This window comes from Pseudomonas sp. ATCC 13867, from assembly GCF_000349845.1.
GTDB lineage: Bacteria > Pseudomonadota > Gammaproteobacteria > Pseudomonadales > Pseudomonadaceae > Pseudomonas.
In genome coordinates this window covers 2,324,826-2,343,964 of the sequence record NC_020829.1, presented here as the reverse complement: position 1 = coordinate 2,343,964, position 19,139 = coordinate 2,324,826, and the positions used below count along the sequence as shown (strand labels likewise).

At 65.4% G+C, this 19,139-nt stretch carries 14 protein-coding genes; 11 read left to right on the top strand and 3 right to left on the bottom strand.

What is annotated here, in order from left to right; translation table 11 throughout:
* Positions 1-354: 354 nt before the first annotated feature.
* From acnB to cobA, 11 genes are all read left to right on the top strand, one after another.
* The gene (acnB, locus tag H681_RS10720; RefSeq protein ID WP_015476876.1) at positions 355-2,964 is read left to right on the top strand and encodes a bifunctional aconitate hydratase 2/2-methylisocitrate dehydratase; all 2,610 of its coding nucleotides are present in this window, start codon (positions 355-357) and stop codon (positions 2,962-2,964) included.
* A 376-nt stretch (positions 2,965-3,340) separates the two neighbouring features.
* The gene (locus H681_RS10715; RefSeq protein ID WP_015476875.1) at positions 3,341-4,543 is read left to right on the top strand and encodes a CmpA/NrtA family ABC transporter substrate-binding protein; all 1,203 of its coding nucleotides are present in this window, start codon (positions 3,341-3,343) and stop codon (positions 4,541-4,543) included.
* Between the two features lie 2 nt (positions 4,544-4,545).
* Positions 4,546-5,124, top strand: coding sequence for an ANTAR domain-containing response regulator (locus tag H681_RS10710; protein WP_015476874.1), 579 nt, complete (start codon positions 4,546-4,548; stop codon positions 5,122-5,124).
* A 209-nt stretch (positions 5,125-5,333) separates the two neighbouring features.
* Positions 5,334-6,023, top strand: a complete 690-nt coding sequence (locus tag H681_RS10705; protein ID WP_015476873.1) for a polysaccharide lyase family 7 protein — start codon at positions 5,334-5,336, stop codon at positions 6,021-6,023.
* A gap of 85 nt (positions 6,024-6,108) precedes the next feature.
* A complete protein-coding gene (locus tag H681_RS10700; RefSeq protein WP_015476872.1) occupies positions 6,109-6,537 on the top strand; it encodes a thioesterase family protein in 429 nt (142 codons plus the stop codon).
* A gap of 307 nt (positions 6,538-6,844) precedes the next feature.
* On the top strand, positions 6,845-8,056 hold the full coding sequence (locus H681_RS10695; protein ID WP_015476871.1) for a nitrate/nitrite transporter: 1,212 nt from the start codon (positions 6,845-6,847) through the stop codon (positions 8,054-8,056).
* Positions 8,057-8,153: 97 nt separating this feature from the next.
* Positions 8,154-9,824, top strand: coding sequence for a bifunctional protein-serine/threonine kinase/phosphatase (locus H681_RS10690; protein ID WP_015476870.1), 1,671 nt, complete (start codon positions 8,154-8,156; stop codon positions 9,822-9,824).
* 268 nt (positions 9,825-10,092) lie between these two features.
* Complete coding sequence (gene nirB, locus H681_RS10685; RefSeq protein ID WP_015476869.1) at positions 10,093-12,543, top strand: nitrite reductase large subunit NirB; 2,451 nt, start codon at positions 10,093-10,095, stop codon at positions 12,541-12,543.
* A 56-nt stretch (positions 12,544-12,599) separates the two neighbouring features.
* On the top strand, positions 12,600-12,929 hold the full coding sequence (gene nirD, locus H681_RS10680) for a nitrite reductase small subunit NirD (protein ID WP_015476868.1): 330 nt from the start codon (positions 12,600-12,602) through the stop codon (positions 12,927-12,929).
* Positions 12,930-12,951: 22 nt separating this feature from the next.
* The gene (locus tag H681_RS10675; protein WP_015476867.1) at positions 12,952-15,666 is read left to right on the top strand and encodes a nitrate reductase; all 2,715 of its coding nucleotides are present in this window, start codon (positions 12,952-12,954) and stop codon (positions 15,664-15,666) included.
* Positions 15,667-15,676: 10 nt separating this feature from the next.
* On the top strand, positions 15,677-16,414 hold the full coding sequence (gene cobA / locus H681_RS10670) for a uroporphyrinogen-III C-methyltransferase (protein ID WP_015476866.1): 738 nt from the start codon (positions 15,677-15,679) through the stop codon (positions 16,412-16,414).
* A 69-nt stretch (positions 16,415-16,483) separates the two neighbouring features.
* On the opposite strand, the gene H681_RS10665 is transcribed toward cobA, so the two are convergent.
* The 3 genes from H681_RS10665 to H681_RS10655 form a co-directional block, all read right to left on the bottom strand.
* Complete coding sequence (locus H681_RS10665; RefSeq protein WP_015476865.1) at positions 16,484-17,539, bottom strand: OmpA family protein; 1,056 nt, start codon at positions 17,537-17,539, stop codon at positions 16,484-16,486.
* A gap of 108 nt (positions 17,540-17,647) precedes the next feature.
* Positions 17,648-18,238 carry an RNA polymerase sigma factor SigX gene (gene sigX / locus H681_RS10660; RefSeq protein WP_080636216.1) on the bottom strand — a complete coding sequence of 197 codons (591 nt, stop codon included), beginning with the start codon at positions 18,236-18,238 and terminating at the stop codon, positions 17,648-17,650.
* Between the two features lie 75 nt (positions 18,239-18,313).
* Positions 18,314-19,138, bottom strand: a complete 825-nt coding sequence (locus H681_RS10655) for a mechanosensitive ion channel family protein (protein ID WP_015476863.1) — start codon at positions 19,136-19,138, stop codon at positions 18,314-18,316.
* Position 19,139: the final 1 nt, after the last annotated feature.

The window sequence follows — 19,139 nt, the reverse complement described above, 5'->3', positions numbered from 1 at the left end:
ATGTTAGCCCTTTGTCTAGGCAAGATCACCCTCGGGCACCACGCAAATCGGCTTACCAAGGCCCATTAATTCCATTAGAATGGCTGCGCCTTTTTGGCGTCATTGTCCGAAAGAAGCTGTTTTCAAAGCGTCACGAAGCACAGATTCCGGCAGCCGCGCGGTCTGGGCGCCTCCCTCAAGCGCCCATTCCCATCAGTCCCAGGCCACCCCGGCGTAAAACTTTGAAAACAGCTTCTGCCCGGAGATCGCCGGTGCCGTCGTAGGTCAGTGGATTACCGTCCACCATGCCTGACGAATGGATCGGAGGGGTCTCCTGGATACGCGTCCTCCGGGACCACTGATGAGGGAAATACTGTGCTTGAAGCCTATCGCAAACACGTAGAAGAGCGTGCCGCCCAGGGCGTCGTGCCCCAGCCGCTGAACGCCGAACAGACCGCAGGTCTGGTCGAACTCCTGAAGAACCCGCCGGCCGGCGAAGAAGAATTTCTCCTCGACCTGATCACCAACCGCGTACCGCCGGGCGTGGATGAAGCCGCCTACGTCAAGGCTGGCTTCCTGTCCGCCGTTGCCAAGGGCGAGACCACCTCCCCGCTGCTGACCAAGACCCGTGCCGTCGAGCTGCTGGGCACCATGCAGGGCGGCTACAACATCTCCACGATGGTCGAGCTGCTGGACAGCGCCGAGCTGGCCGAAGTCGCCGCCGCGCAACTGAAGCACACCCTGCTGATGTTCGACGCCTTCCACGACGTCGCCGAGCGCGCCAAGAAAGGCAACGCCGCCGCCAAGGCCGTGCTGCAGTCCTGGGCCGATGGCGAGTGGTTCAAGGCCCGTCCGGCCATCGCCGAGAAGCTGACCCTGACCGTGTTCAAGGTCCCCGGCGAAACCAACACCGACGACCTGTCCCCCGCTCCGGACGCCTGGTCGCGCCCTGACATCCCGCTGCACGCCCTGGCCATGCTGAAGATGGCCCGTGACGGCATCGAGCCGGCCCAGCCGGGTGTCGTCGGTCCGCTGAAGCAGATCGAAGCGGTCAAGGCCAAGGGCTTCCCGGTCGCCTACGTCGGTGACGTGGTCGGCACCGGTTCGTCCCGTAAATCCGCCACCAACTCGGTGCTGTGGTTCTTCGGCGACGACATCCCCTACGTTCCGAACAAGCGCGCTGGCGGCTTCTGCTTCGGCACCAAGATCGCCCCGATCTTCTACAACACCATGGAAGATGCCGGTGCCCTGCCGATCGAATTCGACTGCACCAACCTGGCCATGGGCGACGTCATCGACGTGTACCCGTACGAAGGCAAGGTCGTGCGTCATGACAGCGGCGAAGTGGTCACCACCTTCGAGCTGAAGACCCCGGTTCTGCTGGACGAAGTCCGCGCCGGCGGCCGTATCCCGCTGATCGTTGGCCGCGGCCTGACCGAGAAGGCCCGCGCCGAGCTGGGCTTGGCTCCATCCGACCTGTTCAAGAAGCCGGAAGCACCGACCGACAGCGGCAAGGGCTTCACCCTCGCGCAGAAGATGGTTGGCCGCGCCTGCGGTCTGGCCGAAGGCCAGGGCGTACGTCCGGGCACCTACTGCGAACCGAAGATGACCACCGTCGGTTCCCAGGACACCACCGGCCCGATGACCCGCGACGAGCTGAAAGACCTGGCTTGCCTGGGCTTCTCCGCCGACCTGGTGATGCAGTCCTTCTGCCACACCGCTGCTTATCCGAAGCCGATCGACGTCAAGACCCACCACACCCTGCCGGACTTCATGATGACCCGCGGCGGTGTCTCCCTGCGTCCGGGCGACGGCATCATCCACAGTTGGCTGAACCGCATGCTGCTGCCCGACACCGTCGGCACCGGCGGCGACTCGCACACCCGCTTCCCGATCGGCATCAGCTTCCCGGCCGGCTCCGGCCTGGTGGCCTTCGCCGCAGCCACCGGCGTCATGCCGCTGGACATGCCCGAATCGGTTCTGGTGCGCTTCAAGGGCAAGCTGCAACCGGGCATCACCCTGCGTGACCTGGTCCATGCGATCCCCTACTACGCCATCCAGGCTGGCCTGCTGACCGTCGAGAAGAAAGGCAAGAAGAACATCTTCTCCGGCCGCATCCTCGAGATCGAAGGTCTGAACGACCTGACCGTCGAGCAAGCCTTCGAGCTGTCCGACGCCTCCGCCGAGCGTTCGGCTGCCGGTTGCACCATCAAGCTGCCGGAAGAGGCCATCGCCGAGTACCTGAAGTCCAACATCACCCTGCTGCGCTGGATGATCGGCGAAGGCTATGGCGACGCCCGCACCCTGGAGCGCCGCGCGCAAGCGATGGAAGCCTGGCTGGCCAACCCGCAACTGCTGGCTGCCGACCAGGACGCCGAGTACGCCGCGGTCATCGAGATCGACCTGGCCGACGTCAAGGAGCCGGTACTCTGCGCTCCGAACGACCCGGACGACGCCCGTCTGCTGTCCAGCGTCGAAGGCCGCAAGATCGATGAAGTCTTCATCGGTTCCTGCATGACCAACATCGGTCACTTCCGCGCTGCCGGCAAGCTGCTGGACAAGGTCAAGGGTGGCATTCCGACCCGTCTGTGGCTGGCTCCGCCGACCAAGATGGACGCCCACCAGCTGACCGAGGAAGGCTACTACGGCATCTACGGCAAGGCTGGCGCGCGCATGGAAATGCCGGGCTGCTCGCTGTGCATGGGTAACCAGGCTCGCGTACAGACCGGTTCGACCGTGGTCTCCACTTCGACCCGTAACTTCCCGAACCGTCTGGGCGACGCCACCGACGTGTTCCTGGCATCCGCCGAGCTGGCCGCTGTCGCTTCGATCATCGGCAAGCTGCCGACCGTCGAGGAGTACATGGCCTATGCGAAGGACATCGACAGCATGTCTGCCGATATCTACCGCTACCTGAGCTTCGACCAGATCGCCGAGTTCCGCGAAGCCGCAGCCAACGCGAAGATCCCGGCCGTCCAGGTCTGAGACGCCTAGCGTGATGAAAAGCCCCGCCTCGTGCGGGGCTTTTCTTTTGTGCTTGCCCGAAAGGCGCGGCCTGAACCGCTGCTCACGATGGGCCTAATACTTATTGACCGTTGCGGCGACGGCCTGTGCGTCTAAGGTGTCTGCAGGCCCTGCCGATATCCGTGCTCAGGTGCCCTTGATGGAACCCTCCAGAGGTGCGCTCCCTTCCTCTGCGCCCCGCCCTGTGGCGGGGCTTCTTTTTTCCACCGTCGCTGGCACACCCCTTGCTGTACGCCCACCAACAGGCAACCCAACGACGGGTCCTGAAAGATGACAGCATCGCCTTCCCGCCCATCGAGGGCTAGTGGAACGGTGTCTTTTGCCTTCAGAGGTGGAGATGATCGACAGCACACGCAGCCGTACGGACAGCCTGGCCTGGGTCGCCGGCTCCGATGCGCCGGAAAAGAGCGTACTCAACCTGGGCTTCATGGCCCTCACCGACGCCGCGTCCCTGGTGGTCGCCGCCACCCAAGGCTTCGCCCAGCCCTACGGCCTGACCCTCAACCTGCAACGGCAGAGTTCCTGGGCCGGCCTGCGCGACCGCCTGCTCAGCGGCGAACTGGACGCGGCGCAGGGGCTCTACGGCCTGATCTACGGCATGCAACTCGGCCTGGGTGGCACCCCCGCCATCGACATGGCAGTGCTCATGGGGCTGTGCCAGAACGGCCAATCGATCAATCTTTCCGCACCGCTGATGCGCGACGGCGTGACCTGCGCTGAAGCACTGCGCCAGCACGCGCGCCACAACGGTGCACCGCTGACCCTGGCGCACACCTTCCCCACCGGCACCCACGCCCTTTGGCTGTATTACTGGCTGGCCGCCCACGGCATCCACCCGCTGCGCGATGTGCGCTCGCTGGTGGTGCCACCGGCGCAGATGGTGGAGCACCTGAAAGCCGGGCGCATCGACGGCTTCTGCGCCGGCGGCCCCTGGGGCGCGCTGGCGGTGGACGAAGGCCTGGGCTTCACCCTGGCGACCAGCCAGCAGATCTGGCCGGACCACCCGGAAAAAGTCCTGGGCACCACCCGCGCCTTCGTCGAGCAATACCCCAATACGGCTCGCGCCCTGGTGATGAGCATTCTCGACGCCAGTCGCTTCATCGAGGCCAGCGAGGACAACCTGCGCAGCGTGGCGCGACTGATCAGCGGCCACGACTACGTCGACGCGCCGCTCTCCAGCATCGAGCCACGCCTGCTCGGCCGCTACCAGGATGGCCTCGGCCACGCCTGGCAGGACGCCCATCCGCTGCGCTTCCACGACGCAGGCCGAACGAATTTCCCCTGGCTGTCCGACGGCCTGTGGTTCATGACCCAGTTCCGCCGCTGGGGGCTGCTGCGCGAAGACGTCGACTATCCAGGCATCGCCCGCCAGGTCCAGCAACTCGACCTGTACCGCGAAGCCGCCGAAGCCGTTGGCGTAACAGTGCCGGATACCGGCATGCGCCGCTCGACGCTGATCGACGGACGCACCTGGGACGGCAGCGATCCCGCCGGCTATGCCCGCGGTTTCGAACTCAATGCCCTGACGGAGCGAGGTTGAGCATGCTGCGCGTCCTGCTGATCAACGACACCCCGAAGAAGGTCGGGCGCCTCAAGGCCGCACTGCTGGAATCCGGCTTCGACGTGGTCGACGAATCCGGCCTCACCGTGGACCTGGCACAGCGCGTGGAAGCCCTGTGCCCGGACGTGATCCTCATCGACACCGAATCTCCCGGCCGCGACGTGCTGGAACAGGTAGTGCTGGTCAGCCGCGACCAGCCGCGCCCCATCGTCATGTTCACCGACGAGCACGACCCGCAGGTGATGCGCCAGGCCATCCGTTCCGGGGTCAGCGCCTATATCGTCGAAGGCATCCAGGCGCAGCGCCTGCAACCGATCCTCGACGTCGCGATGGCCCGCTTCGAGAGCGACCAGGCGCTGCGTGCGCAGTTGCAAGCCCGCGAGCAGCAACTGGCCGAACGCAAGCGCATCGAACTGGCCAAGGGGCTGCTGATGAAGATGAAGGGCTGCGCCGAGGAAGAGGCCTACACCCTGATGCGCCGGCAGGCGATGGGGCGCCAGCAGAAGCTGGTGCAGGTAGCCGAGCAGATCATCTCAATGCACGAAATGCTCGGGCACTGATCGGCCATCTGCCAGCGGCGGCATCCCGCAATCAGAACGCCAGCCGCCCTGCTGGCCCCCGCCTTCGCGGTCACTGCGTATCCTCCCCGCGTCGCGCGATACGTCGCGCGGCCATCCTCGCTTCCATTGCATGACCTTGGAAGTCCGCAGTGCGACCCGCCGGCTAGGTACCTGCCGGTCGCGCCCGAACCCTTCGAGAGCGAGACAGCATGATCGACCTTTCCACCTGGAACCTGACCATTCCCAGCGATCCCCGTCCCACCGAGATCACCACCCAGCAACTGCAGAATGGCTACCAGAGCCGCTACTTCAAGCGCGACGGCGACAGCGTCGTGTTCTGGGTACCGGTCAACGGTTCGCACACCGAAGACAGTACCTTCCCACGTACCGAGCTGCGCGAGACCAAGCGCGACGGCAGCCTCTACAACTGGTACTACAGCGGCGGCGACAACGAGCTGCGCGCCACCCTGAGCGTCGGTCGCGTACCCTCGCAGAACAAGATCATCATCGGCCAGATCCACAGCAAATCGCCCACCAGCGGCGACGGCGAGCCGCTGGTGAAGCTGCAGTACCACTACCACCCCGACACCCAGACCGGCAGCATCGAGGCGCTGGTGCGCAACCATCCGGACGACAGCGCCAGCAAGAACATCCCGCTGCTCAAGGATGTGCGCCTGAACGAGCGCATCACCTACAGCCTGCGGGTCACCTCCACCGGCCAACTGGGCCTGCGCGCCGAAAGCAGCGATGGCGAGAAGCAGTACTACCGACAGGCCCTGAGTTCGACCTGGAGCAAGCAACTGCTCTACTTCAAGGCCGGTGCCTACATCAGCGACAACAAGGGCCCCGACGACGAAGGTGGCCGCGTGACCTTCTACCACATCAACCTGGCGCACTGACGTCGCCATTCTGCCCGCCTATGGCACTGCGAATCCGGCGGCGGGCTCCGTACAATGGTGCTCTCCCCATGACCCGAGAGCGCCAATGGCCCGCCTGAAACTGGAATTTCCCGAAGAACTCTTCCTCTACACCACCAAGCTCACCGTGCGCGTCACCGACATCAACGGTGCCAAACACCTGGGCAACGACTCGATGATCTCGATGATTTCCGAGGCCCGCGCGCGCTTCCTGTTCGACTACGGCATTCGTGAGACCGGCATCATCGTCACCGACCTGGCCACCACCTACCGCGCCGAGGCCCACGCCCGCGACCAGTTGCTGTTCGAGGTCGGCGTGATGGACTTCAACAAGTACGGTGGCGACATCATCTTCCGCATCACCCGTCCGGCGGACGGCACCCTGGTGGCGATGGCCAAGTCCGGCTTCGTGTTCTTCGACTACCAGGCTGGCAAGGTCGTGCCGATCCCTGAGGCGTTCCGCGATACCTTCCCCAATGTCAACTGGATCGCCTGACGCTCCAGTTGGGGGCGCGCCGTCCGCGGGCGCGCCCTACGATGGATCATCACTGAGTCCATCCCACCTCATATCGTATTGATCTTCCTGGGATTTTCCATCCTGGCCCGCGCCTTGCTCTGCACAAGGCGATGGTAATCAACGGCGGTTACCCGACTACGACAAAGGCGTCGCATCCACACCCGCACCGAGCGGTGGGTGGAGCGACGCCTTTTTCGTTTGCCCCGGCGCAGGGGCGCAGGACCACCCCGGCGGTCGCCACGTGGCACATGACCGGGCTCCTCAACCATTGCCGATGAGGTGTTCGATGAACACGAGTTTCTGGAAAGCCGGCCATGCGCCGACCCTGTTTGCCGCCTTCCTGTATTTCGACCTGAGCTTCATGGTCTGGTACGTCCTCGGCCCGCTGGCGGTGCAGATCGCCACCGACCTGCAACTGACCACCCAGCAGCGCGCGCTGATGGTGGCCACGCCGATCCTCTCCGGCGCCATCCTGCGCTTCCTCATGGGCCTGCTGGCCGATCGCTGGTCGCCCAAGGCCGCCGGCATCCTTGGCCAGGTGATCGTCATCTGCGCACTGTTCGGTGCCTGGCAGCTGGGTATCCACAACCTCGAACAGGCAATGATCCTCGGCGTGCTGCTGGGCATGGCTGGCGCCTCCTTCGCCGTGGCGTTGCCGCTGGCCTCGCAGTGGTACCCGGCGCAGCACCAGGGCAAGGCGATGGGCATTGCCGGCGCGGGTAACTCCGGCACCGTGCTCACCGCGCTGTTCGCTCCGGCCATCGCCGCCGCCTTCGGCTGGCAGAACGTCTTCGGCTTCGCGCTGATCCCGCTGCTGGCGACCCTGGTGGTGTTCGCCCTGCTCGCCCGCAACGCCCCGGAGCGTCCTGCGCCAAAATCCGTGGGCGACTACCTGAAGGCCCTGGGCGACCGCGACAGCTGGTGGTTCATGTTCTTCTACAGCGTGACCTTCGGCGGCTTCCTCGGCCTTGCCAGCACCCTGCCCGGCTACTTCCACGACCAGTACGGCCTGGACCCGGTGAAAGCCGGCTACTACACCGCCGCCTGCGTCTTCGCCGGCAGCCTGATGCGCCCGCTGGGCGGTGCCCTGGCCGACCGCATCGGCGGCATCCGCAGCCTGCTGGTGATGTACACCGTCGCCTCGATCTGCATCGCCGCCGTGGGCTTCCACCTGCCCAGCGCGGTGGCGGCGCTGAGCCTGTTCGTGGTGGCGATGCTCAGCCTCGGTGCGGGTAACGGCGCGGTATTCCAGTTGGTGCCGCAGCGCTTCCGCCAGACCATCGGCGTGATGACCGGCCTGATCGGCATGGCCGGCGGCATCGGCGGCTTCTGCCTGACGGCGGGCCTGGGTGCGATCAAGCAGGCCACCGGCGACTATCAGATCGGCCTCTGGCTGTTCGCCAGCCTCGGCGTGCTCGCCTGGTTCGGCCTGCACGCGGTGAAAGCGCGCTGGCGCACCACCTGGGGCAGCGCAGCCGTTACCGCGGCGCGGGTGTAAGCGTGAATTGTAGGAGCGAGCTTGCTCGCGAACGGATTCACCGACAGCTGCAGATTGATGCGGCTCGCGAGCAAGCTCGCTCTTACAGGTGGTGGCGATGACCTTGCAGTTATCCTTCGCCCAGGCCAGCGCCACCGGTCCGCGCGACGAGAACCAGGATGCCCTGCGAGTGGTCACCCCACCCGCAGGACTGGCGGCCAGCAAGGGGCACCTGTTCGCCATCGCCGACGGCGTCAGCCATTGCACCGACGGCGGCTTGGCCGCGCGCCTGACCTTGCAGGCGCTGGCCGCCGACTACTACGCCACCCCCGAGACCTGGGCCGTCGCCCAGGCCCTCGACCGCCTGCTGATCTCGCAGAACCGCTGGCTGCAGGCCAACGGCGGCGGCCAGCCGTTGCTCACCACCCTCACCGCGCTGGTCCTGCGCGGCCGGCGCTTCACCCTCGCCCATGTCGGCGACTGCCGCCTGTACCGCTGGCACGCAGGCGTTCTGGACTGCCTGACCCAGGACCACGTCTGGGAACAGCCCGGCATGCAGCACGTGCTCAAGCGCGCCCTGGGCCTCGACCAGCACCTGGTGGTGGACTACTGCGACGGGGAGCTGGAAGCCGGGCAACGCTTCCTGCTGGTGAGCGACGGCGTCTGGGCCACCCTGGGCGACAGCGCCATCCAGCGCCTGCTGGAGGACGCACAGAGCCTGCAAGCCTGCGCCGATGCACTGGTCAGCGCCGCCCACCTGGCCGGCAGCCAGGACAACGCCAGCGCCCTGCTCCTGCAGGTGGACGAACTGCCGCCCGCAAGCCTCGGTGACGCCCTCGCCCAACTCGACCACTGGCCCGCGCCGCCCGCACTGCGGGACAATCAGGAATTCGAAGGCTGGCAGGTCGAGGGCAGGCTGGCCCAGTCCCGCCAGTCACTGATCTACCGCGTACGCGACCGGCAGAATCGCCCCTGGCTGCTCAAGACCCTGCCGCCGGCCCTGCGCGACTCCGCCGAAGCCGCCCAGGCATTGCTGCTGGAGGAATGGTTCCTGCGCCGCGTACAGGGCCGCTACTTCCCCGAACTGCACAGCCTGCCGCAGCGCCAGCACCTGTACTACGTGATGCGCGAGTACCCGGGGCAAACGCTGGACGAACACCTGAAGCTCAACGGCCCGCTGAACCTGCCCGACTGGCAGGATCTCGCCCAGCGCCTGCTGCGCGGCCTGGGCCAGTTGCACCGGCGCAATATCCTGCACCGCGACATCAAACCGGAGAACCTGCACTGGGCCGATGACGGCGAACTGCGCCTGCTGGACTTCGGACTGGCCTACTGCCCGGGGTTGTCACAGGAAGACCCGCACGACCTGCCCGGCACCCCGAGCTACCTCGCTCCCGAATCCTTCCAGGGTGCAACACCGGACGCCCGCCAGGACCTCTACGCCGCCGGCGTCACCTTGTATCGATTGCTCTGCGGCCACTACCCCTACGGCGAGGTCGAAGCCTTCCAGCATCCGCGCTTCGGCACGCCCGCCCCGGCCAGCCGCTATCGCCCGGATGTGCCAACCTGGCTGGACGACTGGCTGGCAAAGCTGATCGCCGCCCAACCGCAACAGCGTTTCGAAACCGCCGAGGAATGCCTGCTCGCCCTGGAACAAGGCGAACGGCAGACCCCGGCTCGTCCGCGCCCGCTACTGGAACGCGAGCCGCTGCGGGTCTGGCGCGGCGTCGCCCTGGCCTCCCTGGCGCTCAACCTGGGGCTGCTGTTCTGGCTGCTGCACGGGGGTTGAAGGCGCACCAGTTCGGATCAGAACGCATCACCGCAGTGCAACAAACCGCCCCAATATCCCGGCTGTACCGCTGCGAAGCCTGGAAATCCAGGCACTGGGCAAGTTGGCACAGCCCCTGCAATAACCTCGGCAACAATCTACAAAAGCGCGTCCCTCAACGAAGAGGCTCGCACTTCCCGAGCGATCGGGACTTGGACAAAGGCGTCCTCGCCGGGCAACCGGCGGGACGCCTTTTTTGTTTTCCGCGATTGCGTGACGGAGCCCTGACATGAAAAAGCTCAAGCTCGTACTGATCGGCAACGGCATGGCCGGTGTACGCACCCTGGAAGAACTGCTGAAGATCGCGCCCGACCTCTATGACATCACCGTGTTCGGCGCCGAGCCCCACCCCAACTACAACCGCATCCTGCTCTCCCCCGTGCTGGCCGGCGAGCAGGCCTTCGAGGACATCGTCCTCAACGACCTCAACTGGTACAGCGAGAACGGCATCCGCCTGCTGCTCAACCGCAAAGTCAGTCGCATCGACCGTCACCGCCGCAAGGTCTACGCCGAAGACGGCACCGAGGCCGAGTACGACCGCCTGCTGATCGCCACCGGCTCCACCCCCTTCATCCTGCCGGTGCCGGGCAGCCGCCTGCAGGGCGTGATCGGCTACCGCGACATCGCCGATACCCAGACCATGATCGACACCGCCGGCAGCCACAGCCACGCGGTGGTCATCGGCGGCGGCCTGCTCGGCCTGGAAGCGGCCAACGGCCTCAAGCAGCGCGGCATGGACGTCACCGTGGTGCACCTCTCCGACTGGCTGCTGGAACGCCAGCTGGACCGCACCGCTGGCAAGCTGCTGCAGGAAGCGCTGGAATTGCGCGGCATCCACTTCCGCCTGAACACCCACACCGAAGAACTGATCGATGACGGCAGCGGCCGCGTCTGCGCCATTCGCTTCAAGGACGGCGAAGTGATCGCCGCCGACCTGGTGGTGATGGCCGCCGGCATCCGCCCCAACACCGAACTGGCGGAAAAGACCGGCCTGCCCTGCAACCGCGGCATCCTGGTCAACGACACCCTGCAGACCTATGACCCGCGCATCTACGCCCTGGGCGAGTGCGCCAGCCACCGCGGCATCGCCTACGGTCTGGTGGCGCCATTGTTCGAACAGGCCAAGGTCTGCGCCAACCACCTGGCCATGCTCGGCTTCGCCCGCTACCAGGGCTCGGTGACTTCCACCAAGCTCAAGGTCACCGGCATCGACCTGTTCTCCGCCGGCGAATTCATGGGTGGAGAAGGCACCGAGACCATCACCCTCTCCGACCCCATCGGCGGCGTCTACAAGAAGCTGGTGATCAAGGACGACGTGCTGGTCGGCGCCTGCCTCTACGGCGACACCGCCGACGGCGGCTGGTACTTCCGGCAGATCCGCGAGAACCACAACGTCGGCGAAATCCGCGACCATCTGATGTTCGGCGAGAGCAGCGTTGGCGACGTCGGCCACCAGGGCCAGAACAGCGCGGCGAACATGCCCGACAGCGCCGAAGTCTGCGGCTGCAACGGCGTGTGCAAGGGCACCATCGTCAAGGCGATCCAGGAGAACGGCCTGTTCAGCGTCGACGAAGTGAAGAAGCACACCAAGGCCGCCAGCTCCTGCGGCTCCTGCGCAGGGCTCGTCGAGCAGATCCTGATCAGCACCGTGGGTGGCGCGGCGGACGTGAAGCCCAAGAGCGAGAAGGCCATCTGCGGTTGCAGCGATCTCAACCACGGCCAGGTGCGCAAGGCGATTCGCGAACATCACCTGACCTCCCTCGGCTCGGCGATGCGCTTCATGGACTGGCGCACCCCGGACGGCTGCGCCACCTGTCGCCCGGCGCTGAACTACTACCTGATCTCCACCTGGCCGGGCGAGGCGAAGGACGACCCGCAGTCGCGCCTGATCAACGAACGCGCCCACGCCAACATCCAGAAGGACGGCACCTACTCGGTGGTCCCGCGCATGTGGGGTGGCGTGACCAACGCCGCCGAACTGCGGCGCATCGCCGACGTCGCCGACAAGTACCAGGTACCGATGGTGAAAGTCACCGGCGGCCAGCGCATCGACCTGCTGGGCATCAGGAAGGACGACCTGCCGGCGATCTGGAAGGAGCTGGACATGCCCTCCGGCCACGCCTACGGCAAGTCCATCCGCACCGTGAAGACCTGCGTGGGCAGCGAGTTCTGCCGCTTCGGCACGCAGAACTCGACCCAGTTGGGCATCGACCTCGAGCACGACCTGTTCAACATGTGGTCGCCGCACAAGGTCAAGCTGGCGGTCTCCGGCTGCCCGCGCAACTGCGCCGAGGCCGGCATCAAGGATATCGGCATCATCGGTGTGGATTCGGGCTGGGAGCTCTACATCGGCGGCAATGGCGGGATCAAGACCGAGGTGGCGGAGTTCTTCGTCAAGCTCAAGACCGCCGAAGAGGTGCGCGAGTACAGCGGCGCCTTCCTCCAGCTCTACCGCGAGGAAGCCTTCTACCTTGAGCGTACCGTGCACTACCTGCAGCGCGTCGGCATGGAGCGCATCAAGAAGGCCGTGCTGGAAGACGAAGAAAACCGCAAGGCGCTCAACGCCCGCCTGCAGTTCTCACTGTCGCTGGAACAGGACCCGTGGCAGGAACGCATCGTCCAGCAGCCGCTGAAGAAGGAATTCGAACGGATTCCCCTCACGCAGCTGGAACCCGCCTGAGTACCCGCCGGGCCCCGCCGCCGGGGCCCTTTCCACCCGATTGCTGGAGACACCCCATGAACTGGTTCGACATCTGCGCCCTGGACGACATCAATCCACTCGGTTCCCGCGTCATCGCCGGCCCGCGTGGCGATATCGCGATCTTCCGCACCGCCGGGAACGAAGTCTTCGCCCTCGACGACCGCTGCCCGCACAAGGGCGGCCCGCTGTCCCAGGGCCTGATCTACGGCAAGCGCGTGGCCTGCCCGCTGCACAACTGGCAGATCGAGCTGGAAAGCGGCGAGGCCGTGGCCCCCGACCAGGGCTGCGCCCACCGTCACGACGTCAAGGTCGAGGATGGCCGCGTACTGCTGGCCCTGCGTACGCCAGTCGCCAACTGCGCCTGAGCCAGCCAACGAGGCCCGCGCCATGAACCCGAACCGTCGCACCACCGCATCCACCTGCTGCTACTGCGGCGTGGGCTGCGGCGTACTGATCGAGCACGACGACGAGCGCATCCTCGGCGTACGAGGCGACCCGCAGCATCCGGCCAACTTCGGCCGCCTGTGCAGCAAGGGCTCGACCCTGCACCTCACCGGCGACGCGGACGCCCGCGCGCAGTTCCCGGAACTGCGCCTGGGCAAAGGCCTGTCGCGCGCCCGCACCGACTGGGACACCGCGCTGGAGCATGCCGCCGGCGTCTTCGCCGAAACCCTCCGCGAGCACGGCCCGGACAGCGTAGCCTTCTACGTCTCCGGCCAGTTGCTGACCGAGGACTACTACGCCTTCAACAAGCTCGCCCGCGCCCTGGTCGGCACCAACAACATCGACAGCAACTCGCGCTTGTGCATGTCCTCGGCGGTGGTCGGCTACAAGCGCAGCCTGGGCGCCGACGCCCCGCCCTGCAGCTACCAGGACATCGAGCTGGCCGACTGCGTGATGATCGCCGGCAGCAACATGGCCTACGCCCACCCGGTGCTGTTCCGCCGCCTGGAAGAGGCCCGCGCACGACGCCCGGAGATGAAGCTGATCATCATCGACCCGCGCATCACCGACACCGCCGAGGCGGCCGACCTGCACCTGGCGATCCTGCCCGGCACCGATGTCGCGCTGTTCCACGGCATCCTGCACATCCTGCTCTGGGAAGGCTGGATCGACCGCGCCTTCATCGACGCCCACACCGAGGGCCTGGATGAACTGAAAGCCCTGGTACGTGACTACGGCCCGCTGGCCGTGGCGGAAATCTGCGGCATCGCCGTGGATGACCTGCAGCGCGCCGCGCAGTGGATCGGTCAGGCACCGTCCTTCCTCTCGCTGTGGTGCATGGGCCTCAACCAGTCCACCGCCGGCAGCGCGAAGAATAGCGCGCTGATCAACCTGCACCTGGCCACCGGGCAGATCGGCCGCCCCGGCGCCGGCCCCTTCTCCCTCACCGGCCAGCCCAATGCAATGGGTGGCCGCGAGACCGGCAGCCTGTCCAACCTGCTGCCCGGCCACCGCGAAGCCGGCAATGCCGAGCACCGCGCGGAAGTCGCCGGCTATTGGGGCATCGAGCAGTTACCGGAAAATCCCGGCCTGAGCGCCATCGAACTCTTCGACGCAGTCCGCGACGGGCGCATCAAGGCCCTGTGGATCGCCTGCACCAACCCGGCGCAGTCCCTGCCGGACCAGACCCGCGTACGCGAAGCCCTGGCCGCCTGCCCCTTCGTCATCGTCCAGGAAGCCTTCGGCACCAGCGAGACCTGCCAGTACGCCGACCTGCTGCTGCCGGCCGCCAGCTGGGGCGAGAAGGAAGGCACGGTGACCAACTCCGAACGCCGCATCAGCCATGTGCGCCCGGCCATTCCCGCCATCGGCGAGGCACGGGCGGACTGGAGCATCGTCTGTGATTTCGCCCGACGCCTGGAGCGGCACCTGCGCCCCGGCGAAAGCAGCCTGTTCGACTTCGACTCGCCCTCCGCGCTGTTCGAGGAATACAAGCTGCTGACCCACGAGCGCGATCTCGATCTGTCCGGCATCGACTACGCCTTGCTGGACACCCGTGGTCCGCAACAATGGCCCCTCCGTTCCGGAGCAATCCAAGGCACCGAGCGCTTGTACGGCAACGGGCAATTCCCCACCGCCAATGGCCGCGCACGGCTGATCGCCGAGCCCTACCGTGCACCGAAGGAAAAGCGCGATGCGCGCTACCCGCTGATCCTCAACACCGGCCGCCTGCGCGATCAGTGGCATGGCATGACCCGTACCGGCACCGCGCCGCAACTGTTCGGCCATGTGGAAGAAGCCGTGCTCGGCCTGCACCCGGACGAGCTGCGCCGCCGGCGCATCAGCGACGGGCAACTGGTTCGCCTGCACAGCCGACGTGGCGAGCTGGTGCTGCCAGTGCAGGCCGACGACCGCCTGCGTCCCGGCCAGGCCTTCCTGCCGATGCACTGGGGCGACCGCTTCCTCAAGGGCCTGGGCATCAACGTGCTTACCCTGCCGGCGGTGGATCCGCTGTCGCGCCAGCCCGAGCTGAAACACGCCACCGTTGAGGTCAGCCGCATCGAGCTGCCCTGGCAGTTCTTCGCGCTGGTAGAAGGTGAGATGCAGAAGCGCTTCGACGCCCTGCGCCCGCTGTTCGAAGACCTGCCCTACGCCAGCTTCAGCCCCACCGGCCGCGAGCGCCCGGCACTGGTGATCCGCGCTGCCCACGCCGAGGCGCCCAGCCCGGAATGGCTGGCCGCCATCGATGCACTGCTGGATCTCAACGAGGGGCCGGTCATGGCTTACGACGACCCCCGCCTCTCGGTTGGCAAGCGCGTACGTATCGAACAGTCGCGCATCGTCTCGCTGCGCCTGGCCGGGGAAACCGCCGCGCGCGCCTGGCTGCGCGAGTTGTGGAAGGAAGGCCGCGCCGACCAGGAGCTGCGCCGCTGGCTGCTCGCCCCGCTCAGCGCCGCCCCGGATAAAGCCGGCGCGGCAGCGGACAAGACCCTGTGCAACTGCCTGAACGTCAGCCAGAACCGCATCCAGGCCGGGATCGACAAGGGCCTGGACCTGGAAGGCCTCAAAGGCGAACTCAAGTGCGGGACCGCCTGCGGCTCCTGCGTACCGGAAATCAAACGTCTACTGGCTCAGCGTCCGCTGGCCGCGACAGCCTGAGGAGATGGATATGAGCGGGAAAGTCTGGCTGATCGGCGCAGGTCCGGGTGATCCGGAGTTGCTGACCCTGAAAGCGGTACGCGCCCTGGCACAGGCCGAGGTGGTCATGATCGACGATCTGGTGAATCCGGCGGTGCTGGAGCATTGCCCGACGGCTCGGGTAATCCCGGTCGGCAAACGCGGCGGCTGCCGCTCTACACCGCAGGACTTCATCCACCGATTGATGCTGCGCTATGCCCGCCAGGGGCGGCGCGTCGCCCGCCTGAAGGGCGGAGATCCGTGCATCTTCGGGCGTGGCGGCGAGGAAGCCGACTGGCTCGGCGCACGGGGCATCGAGTGCGAACTGGTGAACGGCATCACTGCCGGACTGGCCGCTGCGACCCAGTGTCGCATCCCGCTGACCCTGCGCGGCGTGAGCCGGGGCGTGACGCTGGTGACCGCGCACACCCAGGACGACAGCCCCCTGAACTGGCGCAGCCTGGCCGCAGGCGGCACGACGCTGGTGGTGTACATGGGCGTGGCAAGGCTGGCGGAGATCCGTGACGGCCTGCTGGCGGGAGGAATGCGCGCCGACACGCCGGTGGCAATGATCGAGAACGCCTCCCTGCCGACTCAACGCGAGTACCGCAGCCTGATGCAAGACATGCTCGAGGACGCCCAGGACTTCGCCCTGAAAAGCCCGGCAATACTGGTGATCGGTGAAGTGGCCGCCGCTGTGCAACTGGTCGCTCAGGCCCGCACAGCCTGAATCGGCAACTTTCTCACGGGCAAAGAAAAACCCGGCCTGGGCCGGGTTTTTCTCATCAGCTCAGACCAATTACTTGGCTTGGGCTTCTACTTCGGCTTCTACGCGACGATTAACAGCGCGGCCTTCAGCAGTTGCGTTGTCAGCAACCGGACGGGTCTCACCGTAACCAACAGCGCTCACGCGGCCGCCTTCAACACCGTACTCGTTGACCAGTACGTCACGAACGGCGTTGGCACGACGCTCGGACAGCTTCTGGTTGTAGGCGTCGGTGCCGACTGAGTCGGTGTGGCCTTCAACGGTGGTGGAGGTGGACGGGTACTGCTTCATGAAGTCAGCCAGGTTCTTGATGTCAGCGTAGCTGTTCTCTTTGACCTTGGACTTGTCGAAGTCGAACTTCACGTCCAGCTGAACGCGAACGACTTCGGCAACAGCCGGGCAGCCGTTGGCGTCAACGGTGACGTTGGCCGGGGTGTTCGGGCACTTGTCGACGTTGTCGCAGACGCCATCGTTGTCGGAGTCGGAGCAGACTTCAGCAACCGGCTCCGGAGCCGGGGCGGCCTTGCCACCACCGAAGTTCATACCAACGCCCAGGCCAGCCATCCACTCGCCCTGGTGACCGTTCTCGCGCTGCTCCAGACCGTACTGGCCGTCGAGGCTGGCTTTGGCGTAGAAGTTCTCGGTGAAGTAGTACTTCAGACCGGTACCGATCATGGCCATGGTCAGGTTCTGACGACCGCCGTTCTCGGAGTTGATGTTGGTCAGGTTCTGGTGGCCGATACCTGCCGACACGTACGGACGCAGGTTGCCAGCGCCCGGAGTACCGAAGTGGTAGATGGCGTCCAGAGTGCTCAGGTTGCCATGAACCTTCTTGTTGCCGGTCTCGTAGGTGCCACGAACGTCGTGGTACTCACCGTAGGACAGAGCCAGCTCGACGTCGTCGGTCAGGAAGTAGCCAACCGATGCGCCGTACAGGTCCGCGTTCTTCATGTTGCGGGTGCTGTCGGTGAAGTAGCGCTTGCCGAAGGCCTCGACCTCGACCGCGCCCTGGCCTTGAGCAAAGGCGTTTACAGCGGTGGCGGCGATTACAGAGCCGACAACGACGCCAAGGGTGTTCTTCAGTTTCATCCGTTAAATCCCCATCTTGGTGGTCAATAAGTTGTCTAACCATAGGCCGTACAACTTGGGTGGCAAGTTTATCAGAACTTCCCTGCCAAAGAGACAACATTTACTAAACTAAGATTCCGTCGCACCGGAAAACTTTTCGCGCAATCGATCGAGTGCACGCTTGTAGCGCATCTTGGTGGCGCTCAGGCCCATATGCATAATGTCCGCGATTTCCTGGAACTCCAGTTCCGCCACGAACCGCAACACCAGAATTTCCCGATCAATGGGATTGACATGAACTAGCCAACGGTCTAACCCGCCACGCTCTTCCACTTTCGGAGCCTTCTCTTCGGAGGCCTCCTCCACTGGGTCCAGACTCAGAGCATCGAGCAATCGCCGTTTGCGGCGTTCCTTCCGATATTGGGTAATGCACTCGTTGTAAGTGATGCTGTACAGCCAAGTCTTGAACTTCGATTTACCTTCGAAGTTCTTCAGACCATACAGAACCTTCAACATCACCTCTTGACACACATCATCGGCGTCCCGGTCATTGCCCAGATATCGCGCACAGACATTGAACAGTGTGCGCTGGTAACGGCGCATCAGCTCTTCATAGGCCCGGGTCACGTGGAACAGCTCCACGTGAGAACGCTCCACCAGCTCCTCGTCGGTAAGCTGGCGCGGGTCGTAGCGCAAGGACAGTGATTGCGGCGTGTTCAAGTCGGGTCGGGCCAGGTCATGTCAGCGGCCGACGCGGCTCCACGGGAGCGGCATCGGCGATCGGTCATCATCTTCTCAGCGACTGGTCACTCGCTGATCGAGCAGGATGCGGTTGGCGATGGACACCAGCTCGCCCTCCTCCGTCAGCAGGATAGTCTTGATGGTACCAATTTCTTCGATGATGCCTTCGACATCTGCGACTTTCACTTGTTGCCCGACCTGATACAGCTCACGCACGTAAATACCCGCGATGATCTGCCCGGCGACTTCGCGACTGCCCAGCCCGAGGGCCAGCGCCGCCGCCAGGCCGATGGTGATCAGCACGATGGCGATGATGTAGTTCAGCAGGTCGGTCTTGACCTCGAGCTGGCCGATGGCCACCGAGATGCTGATGATGATGACCAGCCACTGGGCGACACGCCCCAGGCCATTGGAGTATTCGAGACCGACCCCCTCCGCGGCACCACGCACCAGGCTGTTGGCCAGTTGGGCGAGGAGAATGCCGACGATCAGCACCAGTGCAGCGCCGAAGACCTTCGGCAGGTACAGCGCGAGCATGTCGAGGGTGGCGGAAACACGCTGCAGCCCCAGCGACTCCGCGGCGGAGACCAGGAATACCAGGAGCACGAACCAGTAGATGATCTTGCCGATCAGGGTCGAGACCGGGACCTGGATGCCCGCGCGGGACATCAGCTTGGTCAGGCCGGTGCCGGCCATCAGGCGATCCAGGCCCAGCTTGGCCAGCAGCTTGGACAGCAGCGCGTCGAGCAGCTTGGCGACGATGAAGCCCAGCAGCACGATCACCAGCGCGGCGAGCAGGTTCGGAATGAACCCGGCCAGCTTGCCCCACAGGGTATTCATGGCGGTCAGCAGGCTTTGCGTCCAGATGTCGAATTGCATG

What these genes read in the sequence shown, in the direction of transcription:
- H681_RS10690 (WP_015476870.1), top strand. Translation starts at nt 8,154, where the DNA reads ATGACCTTGCAGTTATCCTTCGCCCAGGCCAGCGCCACCGGTCCGCGC.
- H681_RS10705 (WP_015476873.1), top strand. Translation starts at nt 5,334, where the DNA reads ATGATCGACCTTTCCACCTGGAACCTGACCATTCCCAGCGATCCCCGT.
- H681_RS10715 (WP_015476875.1), top strand. Translation starts at nt 3,341, where the DNA reads ATGATCGACAGCACACGCAGCCGTACGGACAGCCTGGCCTGGGTCGCC.
- nirB (WP_015476869.1), top strand. Translation starts at nt 10,093, where the DNA reads ATGAAAAAGCTCAAGCTCGTACTGATCGGCAACGGCATGGCCGGTGTA.
- nirD (WP_015476868.1), top strand. Translation starts at nt 12,600, where the DNA reads ATGAACTGGTTCGACATCTGCGCCCTGGACGACATCAATCCACTCGGT.
- cobA (WP_015476866.1), top strand. Translation starts at nt 15,677, where the DNA reads ATGAGCGGGAAAGTCTGGCTGATCGGCGCAGGTCCGGGTGATCCGGAG.
- H681_RS10665 (WP_015476865.1), bottom strand. Translation starts at nt 17,539, where the DNA reads ATGAAACTGAAGAACACCCTTGGCGTCGTTGTCGGCTCTGTAATCGCC.
- H681_RS10655 (WP_015476863.1), bottom strand. Translation starts at nt 19,138, where the DNA reads ATGCAATTCGACATCTGGACGCAAAGCCTGCTGACCGCCATGAATACC.
- H681_RS10710 (WP_015476874.1), top strand. Translation starts at nt 4,546, where the DNA reads ATGCTGCGCGTCCTGCTGATCAACGACACCCCGAAGAAGGTCGGGCGC.
- H681_RS10675 (WP_015476867.1), top strand. Translation starts at nt 12,952, where the DNA reads ATGAACCCGAACCGTCGCACCACCGCATCCACCTGCTGCTACTGCGGC.
- H681_RS10700 (WP_015476872.1), top strand. Translation starts at nt 6,109, where the DNA reads ATGGCCCGCCTGAAACTGGAATTTCCCGAAGAACTCTTCCTCTACACC.
- H681_RS10695 (WP_015476871.1), top strand. Translation starts at nt 6,845, where the DNA reads ATGAACACGAGTTTCTGGAAAGCCGGCCATGCGCCGACCCTGTTTGCC.